The sequence below is a fragment of the Streptomyces sp. CB02366 genome, assembly GCF_001905905.1.
GTDB lineage: Bacteria > Actinomycetota > Actinomycetes > Streptomycetales > Streptomycetaceae > Streptomyces.
Map to the genome: position 1 here is coordinate 18,638 of NZ_LIVT01000009.1, position 16,685 is coordinate 35,322.

At 72.2% G+C, this 16,685-nt stretch carries 10 protein-coding genes; 4 read left to right on the forward strand and 6 right to left on the reverse strand.

Annotated features, from left to right (window positions below):
- Positions 1-6: 6 nt before the first annotated feature.
- The gene (locus AMK24_RS23395; protein WP_073770820.1) at positions 7-4,110 is read left to right on the forward strand and encodes an nSTAND1 domain-containing NTPase; all 4,104 of its coding nucleotides are present in this window, start codon (positions 7-9) and stop codon (positions 4,108-4,110) included.
- A 310-nt stretch (positions 4,111-4,420) separates the two neighbouring features.
- On the opposite strand, the gene AMK24_RS23400 is transcribed toward AMK24_RS23395, so the two are convergent.
- From AMK24_RS23400 to lanL, 5 genes are all read right to left on the reverse strand, one after another.
- Positions 4,421-6,175 carry an ABC transporter ATP-binding protein gene (locus tag AMK24_RS23400; protein ID WP_073770821.1) on the reverse strand — a complete coding sequence of 585 codons (1,755 nt, stop codon included), beginning with the start codon at positions 6,173-6,175 and terminating at the stop codon, positions 4,421-4,423.
- Entirely contained in the window at positions 6,172-8,061 is a 1,890-nt protein-coding gene (locus AMK24_RS23405; protein WP_158072167.1) for an ABC transporter ATP-binding protein, read from the reverse strand. The genes AMK24_RS23400 and AMK24_RS23405 overlap by 4 nt, the downstream gene beginning before the upstream one ends.
- Before the next feature lie 165 nt (positions 8,062-8,226).
- A complete protein-coding gene (locus tag AMK24_RS34305; protein WP_199876489.1) occupies positions 8,227-8,358 on the reverse strand; it encodes an ALQxL family class IV lanthipeptide in 132 nt (43 codons plus the stop codon).
- Positions 8,355-10,289: an alpha/beta hydrolase family protein gene (locus AMK24_RS23410; protein WP_073770823.1), complete on the reverse strand. Its 1,935-nt coding sequence runs from the start codon at positions 10,287-10,289 to the stop codon at positions 8,355-8,357. The genes AMK24_RS34305 and AMK24_RS23410 overlap by 4 nt, the downstream gene beginning before the upstream one ends.
- Positions 10,286-13,138, reverse strand: coding sequence for a class IV lanthionine synthetase LanL (gene lanL, locus AMK24_RS23415; RefSeq protein WP_073770824.1), 2,853 nt, complete (start codon positions 13,136-13,138; stop codon positions 10,286-10,288). Before lanL ends, AMK24_RS23410 begins: the two co-directional genes overlap by 4 nt.
- A gap of 365 nt (positions 13,139-13,503) precedes the next feature.
- Here lanL and AMK24_RS23420 point away from each other — a divergent pair, with 365 nt between their 5' ends.
- Both AMK24_RS23420 and AMK24_RS23425 read left to right on the forward strand, forming a co-directional pair.
- Positions 13,504-14,688 (forward strand): sensor histidine kinase, encoded by a 1,185-nt coding sequence (locus AMK24_RS23420; RefSeq protein ID WP_143203726.1) that lies wholly within the window; start codon positions 13,504-13,506, stop codon positions 14,686-14,688.
- Positions 14,676-15,308 (forward strand): response regulator, encoded by a 633-nt coding sequence (locus AMK24_RS23425; RefSeq protein WP_073770826.1) that lies wholly within the window; start codon positions 14,676-14,678, stop codon positions 15,306-15,308. The genes AMK24_RS23420 and AMK24_RS23425 overlap by 13 nt, the downstream gene beginning before the upstream one ends.
- A 111-nt stretch (positions 15,309-15,419) precedes the next feature.
- Here AMK24_RS23425 and AMK24_RS23430 read toward each other — a convergent pair whose 3' ends face one another.
- Positions 15,420-15,791 (reverse strand): DUF6193 family natural product biosynthesis protein, encoded by a 372-nt coding sequence (locus tag AMK24_RS23430; RefSeq protein ID WP_242435228.1) that lies wholly within the window; start codon positions 15,789-15,791, stop codon positions 15,420-15,422.
- Between the two features lie 31 nt (positions 15,792-15,822).
- Here AMK24_RS23430 and AMK24_RS33300 point away from each other — a divergent pair.
- Positions 15,823-16,631 (forward strand): IS5 family transposase gene (locus AMK24_RS33300; protein WP_385515545.1). Its coding sequence is split into 2 segments (ribosomal slippage): positions 15,823-16,171 and positions 16,171-16,631, totalling 810 coding nucleotides; the frame shifts between segments, so codons are not numbered across the junction.
- Positions 16,632-16,685 lie beyond the last annotated feature (54 nt).

Below are 16,685 nucleotides of genomic sequence, written 5' to 3' on the forward strand. Positions count from 1 at the left end.
GGCGACGTGGCAGGACCAGCACCGGAGGCGTCAGTCGCCCGCGTCTTCGCGGCAGACGGCAGGACGGCGGGCGCGGGGTTCCTGGTGCAGGAGACTTTGTTGGTCACCTGCGCGCATGTCGCACGGAACGCTGGGGCGTCCGCAGGTGAAAAGGTCACGCTCCACTTCCCGCACGCCGGCCACGTGGCGCGCAGCACAGGGACCCTGCTTACCGAGGGCTGGCGCGACCCCGAGGAACAGGACCTCGCATTCATCCGGCTCGACGATCCCCCGCCGGGAACCGGAACAATGCGGTTGGGCTCGTCGGCGGACGGCCGAGGTCACCGGGTCTGGAGCTACGGCTTTCCGGCGCAGGCTCCGTCCGAGGGGCATTTCGGCTATGGGCAGGCGGGTCATCTCCTCCCGGTCGACGGCATGTCCGGTGGGCTACTACAGCTCTCCGACAGCAACGACTTGGCTACCGGCTTCAGCGGGAGCCCGGTGGTCGACGAGAGTACCGGCCTAGTCATCGGGATGATCACCGCCATCGGGCCGCCGGACGAGCATTTGAAGGGGCTTGGCATTGCCTACGCCACTCCCGTCCAGGCGATCCGAGAGGCCTGGCCCGGTCTGGTCGAGCGAGAGGTGTGCCCCTACCTCGGGCTCGATACCTTCACCGCCGACCAGGCCCCATGGTTCCACGGGCGCACTGCCGCCGTCGATCAGGTGCTGGAAGCGCTGACTGGTCCGCAGCAGGCAGTACTGCTGCTGGGCCCCTCGGGGTCGGGCAAGTCCTCACTGATACAGGCGGGTGTGCTGCCCGCACTCGCGGAAGGCCGTCTGCCGGGCAGCGACCGCTGGCTGCCTGTGGTGGCCCGCCCCGGGGAGGACCTGCTCGCCGAGCTGGAGCGGTCCGGCCTGCCGGGGGCCGCTGAGGGGCTCGGAGCAGCTGTGACCGCCCGGCTTGATGCTGATCCCTCGTACGATCAACTCCTCCTGGTCGTCGATCCCTTCGAGGAGTTGCTGCGGGAGGGGTCCGGCGAGGCGGGCGGGCAGCCCCCGCACGCCTGCCGCACCGCACTTGACCAGTTGGAAGCCTTGGCCGCCTCGGACGTCCCCGCTCGGCTGATTCTCGTCATGCGGGACGACTTCTACCCCGGACTCGCTGTCGCTCCCGGCCTCCGGGCAGCGGTGAAATCCGGTCTGGTGGATGTGCCGGCGACGCTCGGCGCGCAGGAACTGCACGAGATCGTGACCCGGCCCGCGGAAGCGGTAGGGCTGCACTTCGCCGACGGTCTGCCGCAGCGCATCGTGACCGACATCTTGAGCGCCGAACCCGCGTGGGCCGGTGCCGGTGCTCAGCGTGCACGCTCCACGATGCTGCCGGCGCTCGAACTCGCCCTCAGCGAGCTCTGGCGCAGGCGGGCGGACGGTCACCTCACTCACGACGCCTACCAGCGCCTGGGCAGCGTCAGCGGCTCCCTCGCCATCTGGTGCAACACGGCGCTGCACCGTCTGGCCCCGGCTCAACAGCTGATCGCGCGGCGACTGCTCACCGCATTGGTGCGTCCTGCTGACGAGGCCCGCCGCATTCCCGCCGTCCGCCAGCAACTGCCGCTGAGCACGTTGCGGGACATCGCCGGAGGCGGTACGGAGGTGGACGAGGTCCTCGACGTACTCATCCACACTCGCATGATCATCACCCGAAACCTCCCTGACGGCCCGCGCACTCCGGTCGCTGAACTCATTCACGAGGCGCTGATCCGTGACTGGGGTGAGCTGCGGGAATGGGTCCGCGAGGACCATCGCTTCCAGGACTGGTTGCACCGGGCCGAGGAACAGCACGCGCGTTGGACGGCGCACGAACGCTCGGCAGAGGAACTCCTCGGCGGATCGGTACTGAGTGAGGGACTGGAGCATGCGGCCGCACGCACGCTGCCTCGTGGGACGGCCGCCTTCCTCCGGGCGAGCCGGGACCATCAGCAGGCCAGGCACAGGAGACTGCGCCGCCTGAACAGTTTCCTGGCTGTCGCCCTGGCCACGGCGCTCCTGGCGGCAGGAATCGCAGTGTGGCAGCGGCAGACCGCCGTCGAGGCCGAGGAGATGGCCCGGTCGAGGCAACTCGCCGCCCAGTCCGCGAGCCTGATCGATTCCTCGCCCGACCTGGCGTCGCTGCTCGCCGTCCAGGCTTACCGGACGAAACCCACTGAGGAGGCAACAGCTGCCGTGTACGCTGCGGCCGGGCTGCCCCTGAAACGCCGGCTCCCGGACGTGACAGCAGCGACCATGGCCCTCAGTCCCGACGGGAAGTATCTCGCGGCCGTCGACGACCAGCAGCATGTACGGATCTGGTCACTGTCCGACGGGAAGGCGCGCAAGCTGCGACTTCCCGCCGCTGATCTGCGGGAGATCGTCTTCGACCCGACGGGAAAGACGCTTGCGGCGGGTACCGACGACGGTGGCATCCGCATGTGGGACGTGAGGTCCGACCGGCAACGCGGTGAGACCCTGGACTCCGGTGAGCGGCCTGTCGCAGCACTGCGTTTCACTCCGGACGGCCGTAAGTTGCTGAGCAGCAACACTGATTCCGGGATCACGGTGTGGAACCTGTCGGCACACCGCCCTATGCACCGGTTCACCGGTTACACCGCCGTAAGAGCGGAGTCGTCCCACGCGTTCTCACCGGACGGGCGCACCGTGGCCATAGGCAGCGGTAACGGCACCCTCGAACTGTGGGACGTCATGAGCGGGGAACGCAAGGAAATCCTGGCCTCGCGCGGCACAAAAGCCATCGGTCCACTGGACTTCAGCGCCGACGGCTCACTTCTCGCGGTCGGACATCACGACGGCTCGACAGCTCTGTGGGAGGTCGCGGGAGGCGAGCGGGCGGTTACCACCCTCGAGGGACGCGACAGGACCATCGTCGACGACGTCACCTTCGGACCGGACGGACACACGCTCGCGGCGATCTACGCCAACGGCACTGCGAGCCTCTGGGACGTCCCAGCCCGAAAACCCCTGGGCGTCTACCACCGTGTGACGCAGCCTGCGTTCTTCACGCCCGACGGCCGCTCCCTCCTCACCGGGGGAACTGAGGGCGCACGGGTCTGGGACCTCAGCACCGTTCTCCCGCGGCTGGCCCTGAACGCCAGCACGATGGAGCACGCCGGGGCCCCGCCCTCCCTGGTGTTCAGTCCCGATTCCCGCACGCTGCTGGCTCGAGGCAGCACCGTACAGCTCTGGGCCACAGCCAAGGGCCGACTGCAGGGCGAGCTCTCCGGCCGCGTGGTGTGGGCCACGGCGTTCGACAGTCATGAGCGTGCGCTGGCAGTGGGGTGGAGCGAACAGGGCGCGGTCGAACTATGGGACGTGGCCACGGGCCTGACCGTCGCAACGCCAGGGAGCCATGACAGCGGCTACGTCGAGGCGGTGTCGCTCAGCGCGGACGGTGAGGTGTTCGCCTTCGCCGAGTACGGCGAGGGCGCGGAGGTCCGGTTGATGAACACCCGTACCGGCGAGAAGTTGCCCCGCGTTCCGACAGCGGACCAGGACAAGGGATCAGCCGAGCTGGCCCTGTCGTCCGACGGAAGCGTTCTGGCCATCAGCAAAGGACAGAGGACCAGGTTGTGGGACGTGGCCGAGGGCAAAACGCTGCGCACCTTCCCAGATGCCGGAAACCTGGTGCTCTCGCCCGATGGGCGAAACCTGGCGATCGGGCATGCCGGGGGCGAGATCCGCGTCTGGGACACCACTGACGGCAGTCTCCGGGCGACTCTCACCGGTCATACCGACTACATCACCACCACTGCGTTCTCCACCGACGGTATGACGCTCGCGAGTAGCAGCTACGACGGCAGTGTGCGGCTGTGGGACCTGTCGACCCAACGGTCCCGCACCACGTTCACCTTGCCCGGTGGCATCGTCACCGCTGTGGCCCTCAGCCCGGACGGGCGGACTCTGGCAGCAGGGACGGAGGACCGGATCGTACGCCTCTGGGACGTCGTCCTCTCCGCGCCCGAGAAAGCGATCGATTCCATCTGCCGGGCGGTGGCCCGCAACCTGACCGCTGCCGAACGGCGAAATTACGCGCCCGATTCCGGTGACGAACCCGTTTGCCCGCAGATGCTCTGAGTTCACGTGTCGACGACCAAGTTTTTCGGCTCTGCCGGGAGGCTTGTGATGTCGCAGGATCTGGAACATGGGATCACCCGTCGCTGAACCGACCGGGCAGGTCCTTCTGTACGGTGGCGGCCTCTTGGACCGTGTCCTGCATGGTCCAAGGTTTTGCAGGCCGGGCGGCAGCTGACCTCCGAGGACGAGGCCGACGTCGCGATCCCCACCGGCCATAGGGCGAAAGGCCGTGAGTGGCCGTCCGCGCGGATCGCGGCCCGGGCCGGGGCGGTTGCATGCGCGCTTCGGCCGACGCCGTCCGCCTCCACGGCTACGGGATTCCGGCGGACACCCAGTGGCCCGCCAGGTCTGCGTAGAGGGGGCTCTTCTCCAGGAGTCGGGCGTGGGTGCCGACAGCCGTGCGATCGCCGTCGAGTACCAGGACGCGTGGTGCGCGTAGCGCGGAGCTGATGCGGTGTGCCACCACGACGAGTGTGGTGCCCCGTTCCATGAACGCCCGCTCGGCCCGCTCTTCGGCCGCCGGGTCGAGATGGCAGCACGCCTCGTCCAGGAGCACGATCGATGCGGGGGACACATGTGCCCGGGCCAGCGCCACGAGCTGGCGTTCACCGCAGGAGAGCGGCGGTCCGTCCAGTCCGAGGGGCGCGTCCAGGCCGCCGAGCCGGTCCACGAGGGCCCGCGCGCCCACGGCTGTCGCCGACGCGAGAAGGTCGGCGTCCCGCGCCTGCGGGCACAGGTAGCGCAGGTTGTCCCGCACGGTGCCGGTGAACACGTACGCCTCCTGGGGGATGAGCGTCACCGCCCGGCGGAGCCAGGCCCGGTCGACCTCCGCCGCCGGTACGCCGCCCAGGGTCAGCCGTCCGCCGGCCGGCCCGGCCAGCCCGGCCAGCAGCGTGGTCAGGGTCGACTTCCCCGCACCGCTCGGACCGACGACCGTCAGATGGGAGCCGGCGGGGATGTCGAGGGAGAGCTTGTCGATGACGGGCGCCGCTTCCGGACCGTACGCATAGCTGACGTCCGTCAGAGAGATGTCGAAGGAGCGTGGGGTCCGCGTGAGGCCGCCCGGACCCCGTGCTTCCCCGGGGGTGTCCTGCCGCGCGGGCGTCGAGCGGCTCAGCCGGCGCAGTACGGTCGCCAACTGCACGCCCCACGAGCCGAGCACGGCGACGAGTGAGCGCAGGGCCGGAGCCACACCGCTGACCAGGTAGCTGGTCGCGCCCAGCAGTTCGCCCACCGACAGCGCACCGCGGTCCAGGAGTCGCGGTGCCGCCGACAGCAGTACCAGCAGCGGGAGATGGCTGCCCAGCGACACCAGCAAGGTGTTGGCCGACGCGGTCCGGGCGACCGCCCGGACCGCGTCCCTGTGGGCGGTGATCCGGGCGGACAGCTCCTCGGCCGCCCGGTCGCGGGCGCCGCACGCGACGACGTCCCGGATGCCGTCGAAGGTCTCGCCCGCAGCCGCCGTGAGCCGTTCCTCCGAACTGAGCTGGCGGCGCTGGTGGCGGGCGAGTACGCTGAGACGGGGCGCGCAGAGGAGCAGGGTGAGCAGGACCGGGGGCAGGGTGACCGCCGCCACCGGCGCGGACAGGGCTGCCAGGCCCACGAACGCCATCAGCAGGGAGACACCCATCTGCCGGGCCGAGCGCAGCAGGGCCGACACCAGCGCCCGCACGGTCTCGACCTGAACCGTCAGCCGGGCCACGTCCGCGCCCGCGGCGCCCCGGGCTCCGGCCGCCGCGCGGTGCACGGCCCCGGCGGCCACGGCCGTCACCAGGTCGTCGCGCAGTGGCTCCACGAGCCGCCCCAGCCACGGTGTCAAGGTCCGTGTCATCAGGGCGCGGAAGACCATCGCGGTACCGAGCAGGCCGATCCAGAAGAAGCCTTCGGCGGGTCGTCCCGCGAGGAAGCCCCGGTCCAGGGCGGCGGCCACCAGCAGCCCGGAGGCGAGTGCCGGAACCGCCTCCAGCAGCGACCATCCCGTCACCGCGACCGCCGCCACGCGGTGACGGCGCAGGAATCCGGCGAACAGGCGCCGGTCGATGGGACGCGGGTCTGCCTCGCTCATACCGACTCCTGGGCGTGCGGGTTCACCTGCGGGGTCGTACTCGGGTCGGTCCCGGCCCGCGCGTCCGGGGCTGTCCCGGGCCCGGCGCCGTGCCGCGGGTTCTGGACCGCCTCGCCCCCGGCCCGCGCGTGCCGGTCCGCCCCGGCTTCGCGGCCGGGCCCTCTCTTGCGGTCCGGGACGGCGCCCGGGGCTGCCTCCCGGCCGGTGTCCGCCGCGAACAGGGCCCTGTAGTCGTCGAGGCGCCACAGCTCCGCGTGCCGGCCCAGGGCGCGGATCCTGCCGTCCTCCAGCCAGGCCACCAGGTCGGCCCGCGCTGCGGTCGACACCCGGTGGGCGATCAGCACCCGGGTGCGGCCCGACCAGGCCGAGGCGAGCGCGGAGCCGACCCGTGCCTCCGTGGCGGTGTCCAGGCTCGACAGCGCGTCGTCCAGCACGATCACCGCCGGATCGTGGACCAGCGCCCGTGCGATCCCCAAGCGCTGGACCTCCCCGCCGGAGAGCGGGGCGTCCGGCAGCGGGGTGTCGTAGCCATGCGGGAGGCGGGTGATGAAGTCGTCCGCCCTGGCGGCCCCGGCAGCCGCCGTCACCTCCTCGTGCGAGGCGTCAGGGCGGGCGAACGCGATCATCCCGGCCACCGTCGTTCCCAGCAGCGCGGGCCGCTCGAAGGCGTAGCCGACGGTGGCGCGCAGGGCTTGGGCAGTCAGCTCCCCCAGCGGTACACCGTCGATGGCGACCAGGCCCGCGTCGGGCTCCCGCAACCGCCCGATCAGCGCCGCCAGGGTGCTCTTGCCCGCCCCGGACCGTCCGACCACCGCGAGCGCCGTGCCCGCCGGGACGACGAGGTCCACGGCGTCCAGGACGGTCCGGGCGCCTGAACGCACCGTCACCCCCGTCAGGGTCACCGCGCCGGAGCGGCCCCCGGGGCGCGTCCGGGTGCCGGGGGCCGGGACCGGCTGGTCGAGGACCTCGGCGACCCGACGCGCACCGGCGGCCGACATGCCGAGCGCGAAGAGGGCGTCGAGCTGGTCCAGCGCGGCCATCGCGAGCGCCGTGTAACCGACGACCGCGGCGAGTTCGCCCGCGCTGATGTCACCGCGGAGCAGGGCCAGGCCCCCGGCACAGAGCACCAGCACCTCCACGGCCGGGATCAGCAGGCCCACCTGCCATCCGGTGTCCCGCTGGAGCGCCCAGACGCGGTGTCCGGTGCGGGACAGTTCAGGAAGGGGCTCCAGGACCCGGCGCGTCTCGGCCGCCGCGGTGCCGCTCGCGCCGATGGTCCGGGCGCCGCCGAGCGCTTCCAGCAACAGGGCGGAGATCCTGCCCTGGGTCTCCTGATACCGGAGGAAGAGCCCCGAACCGCGGTTCATGAACATCCGGGCGATCAGCACCAACGGCGGTACGCCCAGTGAGAAGCACAGGCCGATCCGCCAGTCGAGCAGCCACAGCGCGACCACCCCGCCGAGCGAGGTCAGCACCGCCGACGAAGCCGCGACCAGCGTGACCCCGGCCGAGCCGGCCTGCGCGCACCCCGCGGAGAGACGCCCCGCGAGGTCCCCGGCGGGAAAGCCGGTCGTCCCCGGCACCCCCGCGTCCAGGGCGCGCCGGGCCAGGGACCGGCGGAGGGCGGCCACCGTGCCGGAGCCGTACGCCCCGTTGGCCAGGGTCTGGAGGGCCCCGGTGATGACGACGAGGGCCAGGAGTGCGGCGCACATGAGGACGGGCCCGGTGGCGGACTGTCGGGTGACGACCGCGTCCAGGGCCCGCGCCATGGCCCAGGGGAACGCCAGCGTTCCGGCCGACCCCAGGACGGCGGTGACAGAGGCGAGGACGAACCAGCCACGCGTCCGGGCGGTCGCCTCCCACACCAGTTGCCGAGGAGAGGTCATCGCGTTCCTTCCGGCCGTCCGTGGCTTCCGCAGGGCCGGCGGGCACGGACGGCGGTGAGTCGTGCGTACGGGAGACGAGAGGGCGCGTACGCGCATACGGCTGTGCGTACGACGTACACGGCGTGCGCCGGACGGGCTCGGAAGAGCCCGCCCGGCGCCCGGCTGCTACTGCTGCTCGATGCTGGTGATGGAGCAGGTCCAGGTACACGTCCGGGTGCAGCCGGCCAGCGCGACGGACTCCTCGCCCTCCAGGGTCTGCAGCTCCTCGACGTCGACGGTCATCGTGGTGTCGATCATGGTGGTGTCCTTTCGTCGTGCGTGATGTGCCCGAACACCGCCGAGGACCGGCGGTGCCGCACGGCCGCGTCGGCGACCGTGAGTTCAGGGGGAGCGATGGTGCGGCGGCGGTCGAGGGGTCCGGCCGTCAGGAAGCTCACCAGCCGGTCGGTGAGTCCGGCGCCGCCCCGCTCCTGGAGCGGGTGGTGACCCGCTCCCGCGATGGGGAGGCAGTCGTGGGGTGCGCGCTCCTGGCCGTCCGCTGCGGCCAGTGCCCGGTGCAGCCGACGCGTCTCCTCCACCGGCACGACGGGGTCGTCACAGCCGTGCAGGGCCAGCAGCGGTACGCGGACGCGGTGGGCGAGACGTTCGACGTCCCGGGGGCCGAGGTCGTCGTCCGGCGGTTCGCCCAGGCCGTGCCGGTCTATGAGCGCGCGCACGGCGGGCGACGACCTCTCGTGCAGTCCGCGCGCGGACAGGAACGGGGCGATCACCGCGCAGCGCGCCCAGGCGTACGGGTCGGCGCACACGGCCAGCAGGGCGAGGAAGCCCCCGTAACTGGTGCCCAGGAGAACGGGCGCTTCGGCGCCCGGGGGGCGCTGCTCGGTGAGTGTGCGGACCAGGAAGCGGATGTCCGCGAGGTCGGGCACCCCCCACGCGCCGTGGATCGCCTCCGCGTGGGCTCGGCCGTAGCCGGTGCTGCCGCGCTGGTTGGGGGCCACCACCGCCGCCCCGGCTTCCGACAGGCGCGCGAGCACCGGGTCGTGGCCGAGCGTCCAGTGGTCCTCCGGACCGCCGTGCAGTGCGACGACGACGGTGGGTGCGGTGCGCCAGTCGCCCGTGCGGACGGCTTCGAACCGGCCGGACGGGGTGGCGAACCACTCGGTGGGGGCGTGCGGAGTACCGGGGGCGTCAGGGGTGTTGGACGCGGCTTGGGAGATGCCGGACGGGTTCTCGTGCGCGGCGGTGTCCGCGACGGTGACGAGGCCGGCGGGACGGGCCGGGGTTGCGTACACGACGCGCAGCCCGCCCGCGCTCCAGCCGGCGACGGGGTGGAAGGCGCCCGGCGGCAGCGCCGCGGGCCAGGTGCGGTCCGCCGCCACGTCGTACAGAAAGAGGCGGGCCCGCGCGCCCCGGGAGACCCGCAGCGCCACCTGCTCACCCGCCGGGTCGGCGGCCAGGGGAAGGACCGCGCCGTCCAGGGAGTTGAGCCGCTCCGGGAAGTCGAGCCGGGGCCGGTCGCCGAGGGTGGCGCGGGCGATCCGCAGCCGCCCGTCGCCGGGGTCGCTCGCCGTCAGCAGCAGCCCCGAGGCCGGTGCCGAGAGCAGCAGCCGGTGGACACGGCCCTGCGCCGGCGACGGGAGTGCGTGCCACCTCCCCTCGCACAGGTCGAGGGAGACGGGGCGGTATCCGTCCGGCCCTTCGAGGTCCGTGGCGTAGCGGCAGCCGGTCCCGTCCAGCGGCAGGAGGGCGGTGACCCGGCCCGGCAGGGGCAGGGGGTCGCTCAGCCTCAGTGGTGCGGACCGGACCCGCCAGATGCGGGTACGGCCGTCGTGAGCGGTCTCCACCGCCAGTGCGAGCGTGCCGCGCGGGCCGCCGGGCACCAGGCGCAGGCCCCGCGCTTCGACGGCCAGAGACTCCTCCTGGAACGGGTGCCGGAGCCCGGCCGGCGGAGTCCCGGCGGCCGTGGTCCCGGCGGGCGCGGGGCGGGACAGCAGGAGCAGGTGCCGGCCGGAGCCCGCCGCACCGCGCAGCCGCAGCAGCCCGCCGTCCTCGGCCGGCAGCACCTGGGTGGCGGTGGTCTCCTCCGGGAGGCCCTCCCGGTAGTGCGGTGTGCCGTCCAGGTCCCACCACCCCGGGGCCAGCGCGCCGTCGGCCGTGGCCACCAGGCAGGCGGCGAAGCGGGACCGCGCCGAGAAACGGAAGCTGATGCGTTCCCTCCGCCGGTTCATCGCGCCCCGACCGCCGTACGAAGGCGCTCTCCGGCGGGCGCGAAGAGTTCCGGGTGATCCGGCATCCAGAGCCGCGGGCCCCCCTCCCGCAGGCGCAGCAGCATGCCGACCGTTCCGGCGACACCAGTCTGGTATCCGCCGGTGACCGCCTCCAGCGACTCGTCGGGCACCACCAGGAGACCGTCGCGCCGCACGGCACGGGTGCGGATGCACGCGGCCAACTCCCCGGCCTGGTCGCGGTAGCGAAGGTCGCCGAGCACGGCGGACATGTCGAGCAGGAACTCCGCGTTCCCGGCGAGCCCGTGGCAGGCGGCGGGAGAGGAAAGCCACATGGCCTCCCGTACCGCGGCCGCCGCGAGCACGGCCGCCTCCCGGTGGCGTTCGTCGCCGGTTTCCGCCCAGAGCCGGACCAGGAATGTGCCGATGCCCGAGGAGCCGCTGCACCAGTGCGTCTGTCCCACCGGCCCGTCTGCCTCCCGGTCCCCGGCCGGCCAGAGCGCCCGGTCGTTCTCGACCCGGGCCAGCTTCACCAGGGTGTCCCCCGCCGCCCGGGCTGCCCGCAGGAGGTCGGCGCGTTCCGCTGCCACCCCGGCGGCCAGCAGGAACGCGCCGATTCCCGCGATGCCGTGGGCGAACCCGTAGTGGCGGGCTCCGGCGAGGTTCGAGTCGAAGGCGGCCGGGACGGGCCAGATCACCCCGGCGGGATGATCCTCGGCCGCCGTGAGGATCGCCGTGGCGCAGTCGACCGCCCGGTCGCGGAAGGCCGGGTCGCCGGTCGTGCGCCAGAAGTGAAGTTGGGTCATCCCGGCCCCGGCCGCCCCGTGGCAGATGTCCCGGTTGGGCCAGTCGACGGGGACCGCGCGGGCCAGGGCGCACGCCTGGGCGACGACGCCGTCGTCGCCCAGCAGCAGCGCCGCGTCGAGCAGGGCCCAGGCGGTGCCCGAGCGGCCGAAGTGCAGCCCGGGCAGGAGCGTTCCGTCAGCCGTCCGGCCGGTGGGAAGATCGGCGAGACGCCGCCCTGTCCACTCCGTCAGCTCCGCCACCCCGCGCCGGGCGTCGGGCCCCGCGCCCGCCGCCGCGGCCCGGGTGAGCACGGCGAGGACGCCGGCCGAGCCGTACTGGACGTTCAACGGGTCGGTGGTCGCGCCGAACGCGCTGACGTCCCAGAGGTGTCCTCCGTTGCCGGGACGGGTGCGGAGCAGGTAGGCGATGCCATCGGCGATCAGCCGCTCGCGCTCCTCGTCGGCCAGGGCCGGAACGCCGCTCGCACCGCCGGCGCCCGCGACCGTGTCCCTGGGCCCTGCCGTCTCTGCTCCGGCGGGCCCGCGGCCAGCCCCGGACAACTCCGCGAGAGCTTTCTGTACCCGGGGAGGCTCCCAGCGTTGCTCGGGGAGAGGGGCGCAGAGGGCAAGGAGCAGGGGCAGGAGCGGTGCGGCCCAGGAGTGATCGGCGACCGCCAGAGTGATCAGGGCGTCCGTACGGTCGCCCATGGGGAGGTCGTCGGGGACCAGGAGCATGTCGATGCCCGTCGCCAGATGCAGCAGGACCGCGCCGAGGCTGTAGAGATCACCCGCGTACGTGGGGGCCGTGAAGTCGTAGTCCCGCAGCGAGGACACCTCGGGGCCGACATAGCCGGGGGTGTAGCCGCGGCGGATCGGGACGCCCTCGGGGGCCAGGTACTCGACGTCGATGAGCCGGACCTGGCCGTCCGGGGTGACCATGAGGTTGTTCGGCGAGAGGTCGCGCAGTACATGGCCGGTGCCGTGGACGGCCGCCACGATGCCCACGATCTGCCGGCCGAGGGCCAGGAACTCGGCGAGGTCTCGCACCGGGCGTTCCACCAGGCGGTCACGCAGCGTCCGCCCCGGCACGAACTCCTGGGCCAGGAACAGGTTGCCGCCCTGGGCGAACAGCTCGATCCCGGCCGGGGTGAAGCCCAGGGGCGCCAACGCCCGCAGCATCTCGGCCTCGTGGCGAAGGGTGTCCTGGAGGTCGGTGCCGTCCAGGCGGACGCCCACGTGCGCCCGCGCCTCCTTCACCACGACCTGCCGGCCGGTGGTCTCGTCCGTCGCGAGGTACACCCCGCCTTTGAAGGCGTGCCGGATCGCCTTGGCGACCACGTAACGGCCGTTGAGTCGGACGGACTTCCTCCCCGGCTCCCGCTTCGGCTTCTCCGGCCTGGTCAGCTCCCGCGACGGGCCCGGCGCGGTCTTCGGGGAGGCCGTCGGCTCCGGGAACGGCGGCGGTGCCCACGAGGGGGTGGTGACCCATGCCTGACGCCGGTCCTTCTCCAGCCCGCCGCTGGGGTTGCGCAGCCGTACGTCCGTGTCCCCGTCGTTCGTCGTGGCCCGCACCCCGCCGAACACCCCGTAGCGGTAATGGACGAGGCTTCCCGGGGCGTAGGGCCGGTCCGACAGGATGCGTGGTCCGCGGAGCCCCAGCGTCGCCGCGTGCAACCGCCGGGCCAGCCGGCGGAACAGCTCCGGGGAGTCGGGGTAGACCGTGATGAACTTGCCGCCGCCCCCGCGGTCGGCGCGCCCGCCCGTCAGCAGGGCGACCCGGTCCAGGGCTCCGGCGAACTTGAACGAGGCCCTTTCCTCGACCAGGACGTCGGCCGCCACCGCCAGGACCAGGGCCGCGGACAGCGGTGTGGCCGACAGGTGCAGCTTCCAGCCCTGCTCGCCGCTCCGGTGACCACGCGGCCGGACCGAGCACCAGAACTCTCCCTGCTCGACCGCCCATCGCCTCGCGCCGCGCCGGTGCAGCACCCCTTCGACGATGCCGGGCAGAAGACCGGTGTCCAGCGCGAAGAAGCTGCCGCCGTCCTGTTCGTCGCGGTCAGTGCTCACGGGCGATCCTTCCTGGCCGGTGCGGTGCGGGGGGCGGTGCAGAGCGGTACAGGGTCGGGCCGGTGTGGACCGTGGCTGCCCGGACGGAGCGGTTCCCAGGTGCGAGGGCGGTGACGACGGCACACGACGAGGCGTCATACGCCTTTCGGCCAGGGAGCAGCGAAAGACCTGCCGAGTTGTCCGGGAATCGCGGACCGCCCTCGGCCAGTTCTGCCTATCGTGGCCGCGAGCGACCCCCTGATCGACACGAGCGACGTTAGCGGTGTGCCGAGGGGCCGGTGTACCACCCGTTCTGGTGGGTTGCGATCAAGGGGGGCCGTCGGATCGACAGAACCGAAACCGGGCTGCACCGGGCCCGGAAGACGATGGTCATCGCCACCGCGCTGTATCGCGGCAGCCACCTGGTCGCGGGGAGCTCCGTACTCGCCCAGCATCAGCGCGACCGACTGTTCGCATGGCTGGCCCTGGGCACGGCGATCACCCTCACCGCTCTCATCTGGCTCATGGCGGTCCGGCGCCGGCGGCTCGTTCCCTGGGCCGTGGGACTAGACGTCCTGGTGACCGGCTGCCTGCTGCCCTTCGGCGCGTACGCGTGGGGCGGGGCCCGCACCCAGGAGTCGATCGCCTGGGTCATGCTCCTGGGTGGATCGGCTTCGGCCATGGCCGCCGTCGCCTTCGGAGTACGCCTCCTCGTCCTCACCGTGGCGCTCCTGTCGGCCACGCACCTCGCCGGGTATCTCCTGGTCGAGGCGGACGCAGCCGTGACCGGCGCCCATCTGAACGCCCTGGTCTTCTCCGCCATCGTCTCCTGGGTGCTCACCTGGTACCTCTGCCGACAGGGCGAGCAGATCGACTCCGCCAACCGGCGGGCGCTGACCGCGGAGACCCAGCGGGCCAGGTTCGCGGAGCGCGTCGCCCATCACAACGCCCTGCACGACACCGTCCTCGCCACGCTGACGGCCATCGCCCGCGGCGACGTCGACGCCAACACGTCGATGATGCGCGAGCGGTGCGCACGGGAGGCCGCCTACCTCAGGCGGCTGGTCGAGCAGGCTGACGACCGTGAGCAGGCCTCCGAGGTGCGGGCCGCGCTGGACGAGTCCGTACGCGCCGCCGAAGCCCTGGGGCTGCGGGTGACCGTCCGCTACCACGAACCGCCCGCCGTGCCCGGCGAGATAGCGCTGGCCATGGCACGGGCCGTGACCGAGGCGCTCAACAACGTCCGGTGCCACGCCGGTACGGGGCACGCCTTCCTGACCGCCGCCGGCGACTCCGGCCGGCTGATCGTCACCGTGGTCGACCGGGGCCGGGGTTTCGACACCGGAGCCGCCGGACCGGAAGGCGCCGGCGGGCCGGGAGGGACGGGCGTAGCCGTCGGGTCAGAGGCATCGGGCCGAGCTGAGGGGCTGGCCGGCCCCGCCCGGCCGGCCACCGGAGGGATCGGACTCGACCGTTCCGTGTACGCCCGGATGCGCGGCGTGGGCGGCCGGGCCTTCGTGGACAGCGCCGTGGGCGAAGGCGTGCGTGTGGAGCTGAGATGGCCGGGGTGATCACCGTCGCCGTGGTGGACGACGACCGAATGCTGCGCGACGGCATCCGGTCGTGGTTCGCGGGGGTCGAGGAGCTGGACCTCGTCGCATGCGCCTCCACCGTCGACGAGCTGCTCGCAGGTCCCCGGGAGCAGCCGGACGTCGTTCTGCTGGACCTCATGCTCCGGGACGACCGGCTGCCCGCCGACAACATCCGCCGCCTGCGGGCAGCCGGCAGCCGGGTGCTGATGATCAGCGTGGTGGCCGACCGCGACCGGATCGTCTCGGCCATCACGGACGGCGCCGACGGCTTCCTCACGAAGGACCACGAGCTGTCCGTACTCGTCGAAGCCGTCGGCGAGATCGCGGCCGGACGCACCGCCCACTCCCCGGAGCTGGCCTTCGCCCTGGCCTACGACCGGGGCCCGGCCCGCCCCCGGCTCTCTCCCCAGGAACGCGAGGTGCTGGTGGGGTATGCCTCCGGGCTCACGCTGAAGGCGACCGCCCGCAGGGCCGGGGTCACGGTGAACACGGCGAAGTACTACCTGGACCGCGTGAAGGCCAAGTACCAGGAGGCGGGCCGGCCCACCTACACCAAGATCGACCTGGCCACCCGGGTCCGCGAGGACGGCTGGCGTTGACCCGTACGCGGACGGCATCCGAAGATCGTGAGTCACCCGGGACCACCAGGGCCTGTCTTCAAAGCCGTTGAGAACCCCGATTTCTGCTTCCGCCGAGCCGGTGAGGCCGCCCTACTTGCTGTCTCGTGCCTTCTCGTGAGCGGCCAGTTCCCACGCACTGCCGATGAAGGCCGGGCCGCAACGTGGCGGCAGGCGATCGATGACCATCGCTACTGCGGCCTGCGCGCTGTCCGTCTCGGCGATCCGAGGGCTGCTCCGATGCGGTCCTTCGACGTCGTACCGGCTGTCTCGCAGCGTGCCGATGTACGGGATGGCCCAGGTGTAATCCCTCTCCGCGCACCTGCTGAAGTGCAGCTCCCACATACCGGTCCACGGGGAGAGCTGGCGAAGCAGCGGTTCGGCATGCGCTACCCGCACGAGCTTCGCGAACGGTTCCAGAAGCGGTGACGCTTCCGGCCGGAACGGTTCGCCGTAAGAGTCCATCTCATTTGGGTGACTCGGTATTCTGTAAGTCATGGTGGGGATCGTTGAACGGCTGGTGCCGGACGAATTGTGGGAGTTGTTCCAGCGGGTGGTGCCGGAGGTGCCGTCGCGGCCGCAGGGCGGTGGTCGGCGTCGGCACGGTGACCGGGAAGTGCTGGCCGCGATCGTCTTCGTGGCTACGTCGGGTTGTACCTGGCGGCAGCTGCCTTCGGCGTCGTTCGGCCCGTCCGGAGCGACTGCTCACCGGCGGTTCTCGGAGTGGTCGAAGGCCAGGGTGTGGGCCAAGCTCCACCGCCTGGTCCTCGACGAACTCGGCGCCCGAGGCGAGCTGGACTGGTCGCGGTGCGCGATCGACTCGGTGAACATGCGGGCCCTGAAAAGGGGGACCTGACAGGTCCGGATCCTGTCGACCGGGGCAAGTACGGCTCGAAGATCCACCTGATCACGGAACGGTCGGGTCTGCCCATCTCCGTCGGGATCTCGGCCGCGAACCTGCACGACAGTCAGGCCCTGATCCCGCTCGTGAAGGGCATCCCGCCGATCCGCTCGCGCCGCGGCCGACGACGGCGCAAGCCCGGAAAGCTCCACGCCGACAAGGGATGCGACTACGCCCACCTGCGGCAATGGTTACGCGAACGCGGTATCACCCACCGCATCGCCCGCAAGGGAGTCGAGTCCTCGCAACGGCTGGGTCGGCACCGCTGGACCGTCGAACGCACCAGGGCCTGGCTCACCGGCTGCCGCCGCCTCCACCGACGCTACGAACGCAAAGCCGACCACTTCCTCGCCTTCACCGGCATCGCCTGCACCCTGATCTGCTACCGCAGACTCGCCAAATGAGATGACCTCTAAGTGGTCAGGACCTTGTGCCAGGCCGCGTCGACGATGTGGGTC

Excerpts from the sequence above, each read along its gene's own strand:
- AMK24_RS23425 (WP_073770826.1), top strand. The coding sequence starts at position 14,676 with ATGGCCGGGGTGATCACCGTCGCCGTGGTGGACGACGACCGAATGCTG.
- AMK24_RS23410 (WP_073770823.1), bottom strand. The coding sequence starts at position 10,289 with ATGAACCGGCGGAGGGAACGCATCAGCTTCCGTTTCTCGGCGCGGTCC.
- AMK24_RS23420 (WP_143203726.1), top strand. The coding sequence starts at position 13,504 with ATGGTCATCGCCACCGCGCTGTATCGCGGCAGCCACCTGGTCGCGGGG.
- AMK24_RS23405 (WP_158072167.1), bottom strand. The coding sequence starts at position 8,061 with ATGACCTCTCCTCGGCAACTGGTGTGGGAGGCGACCGCCCGGACGCGT.
- AMK24_RS23400 (WP_073770821.1), bottom strand. The coding sequence starts at position 6,175 with ATGAGCGAGGCAGACCCGCGTCCCATCGACCGGCGCCTGTTCGCCGGA.
- AMK24_RS23430 (WP_242435228.1), bottom strand. The coding sequence starts at position 15,791 with ATGGACTCTTACGGCGAACCGTTCCGGCCGGAAGCGTCACCGCTTCTG.
- AMK24_RS34305 (WP_199876489.1), bottom strand. The coding sequence starts at position 8,358 with ATGATCGACACCACGATGACCGTCGACGTCGAGGAGCTGCAGACCCTG.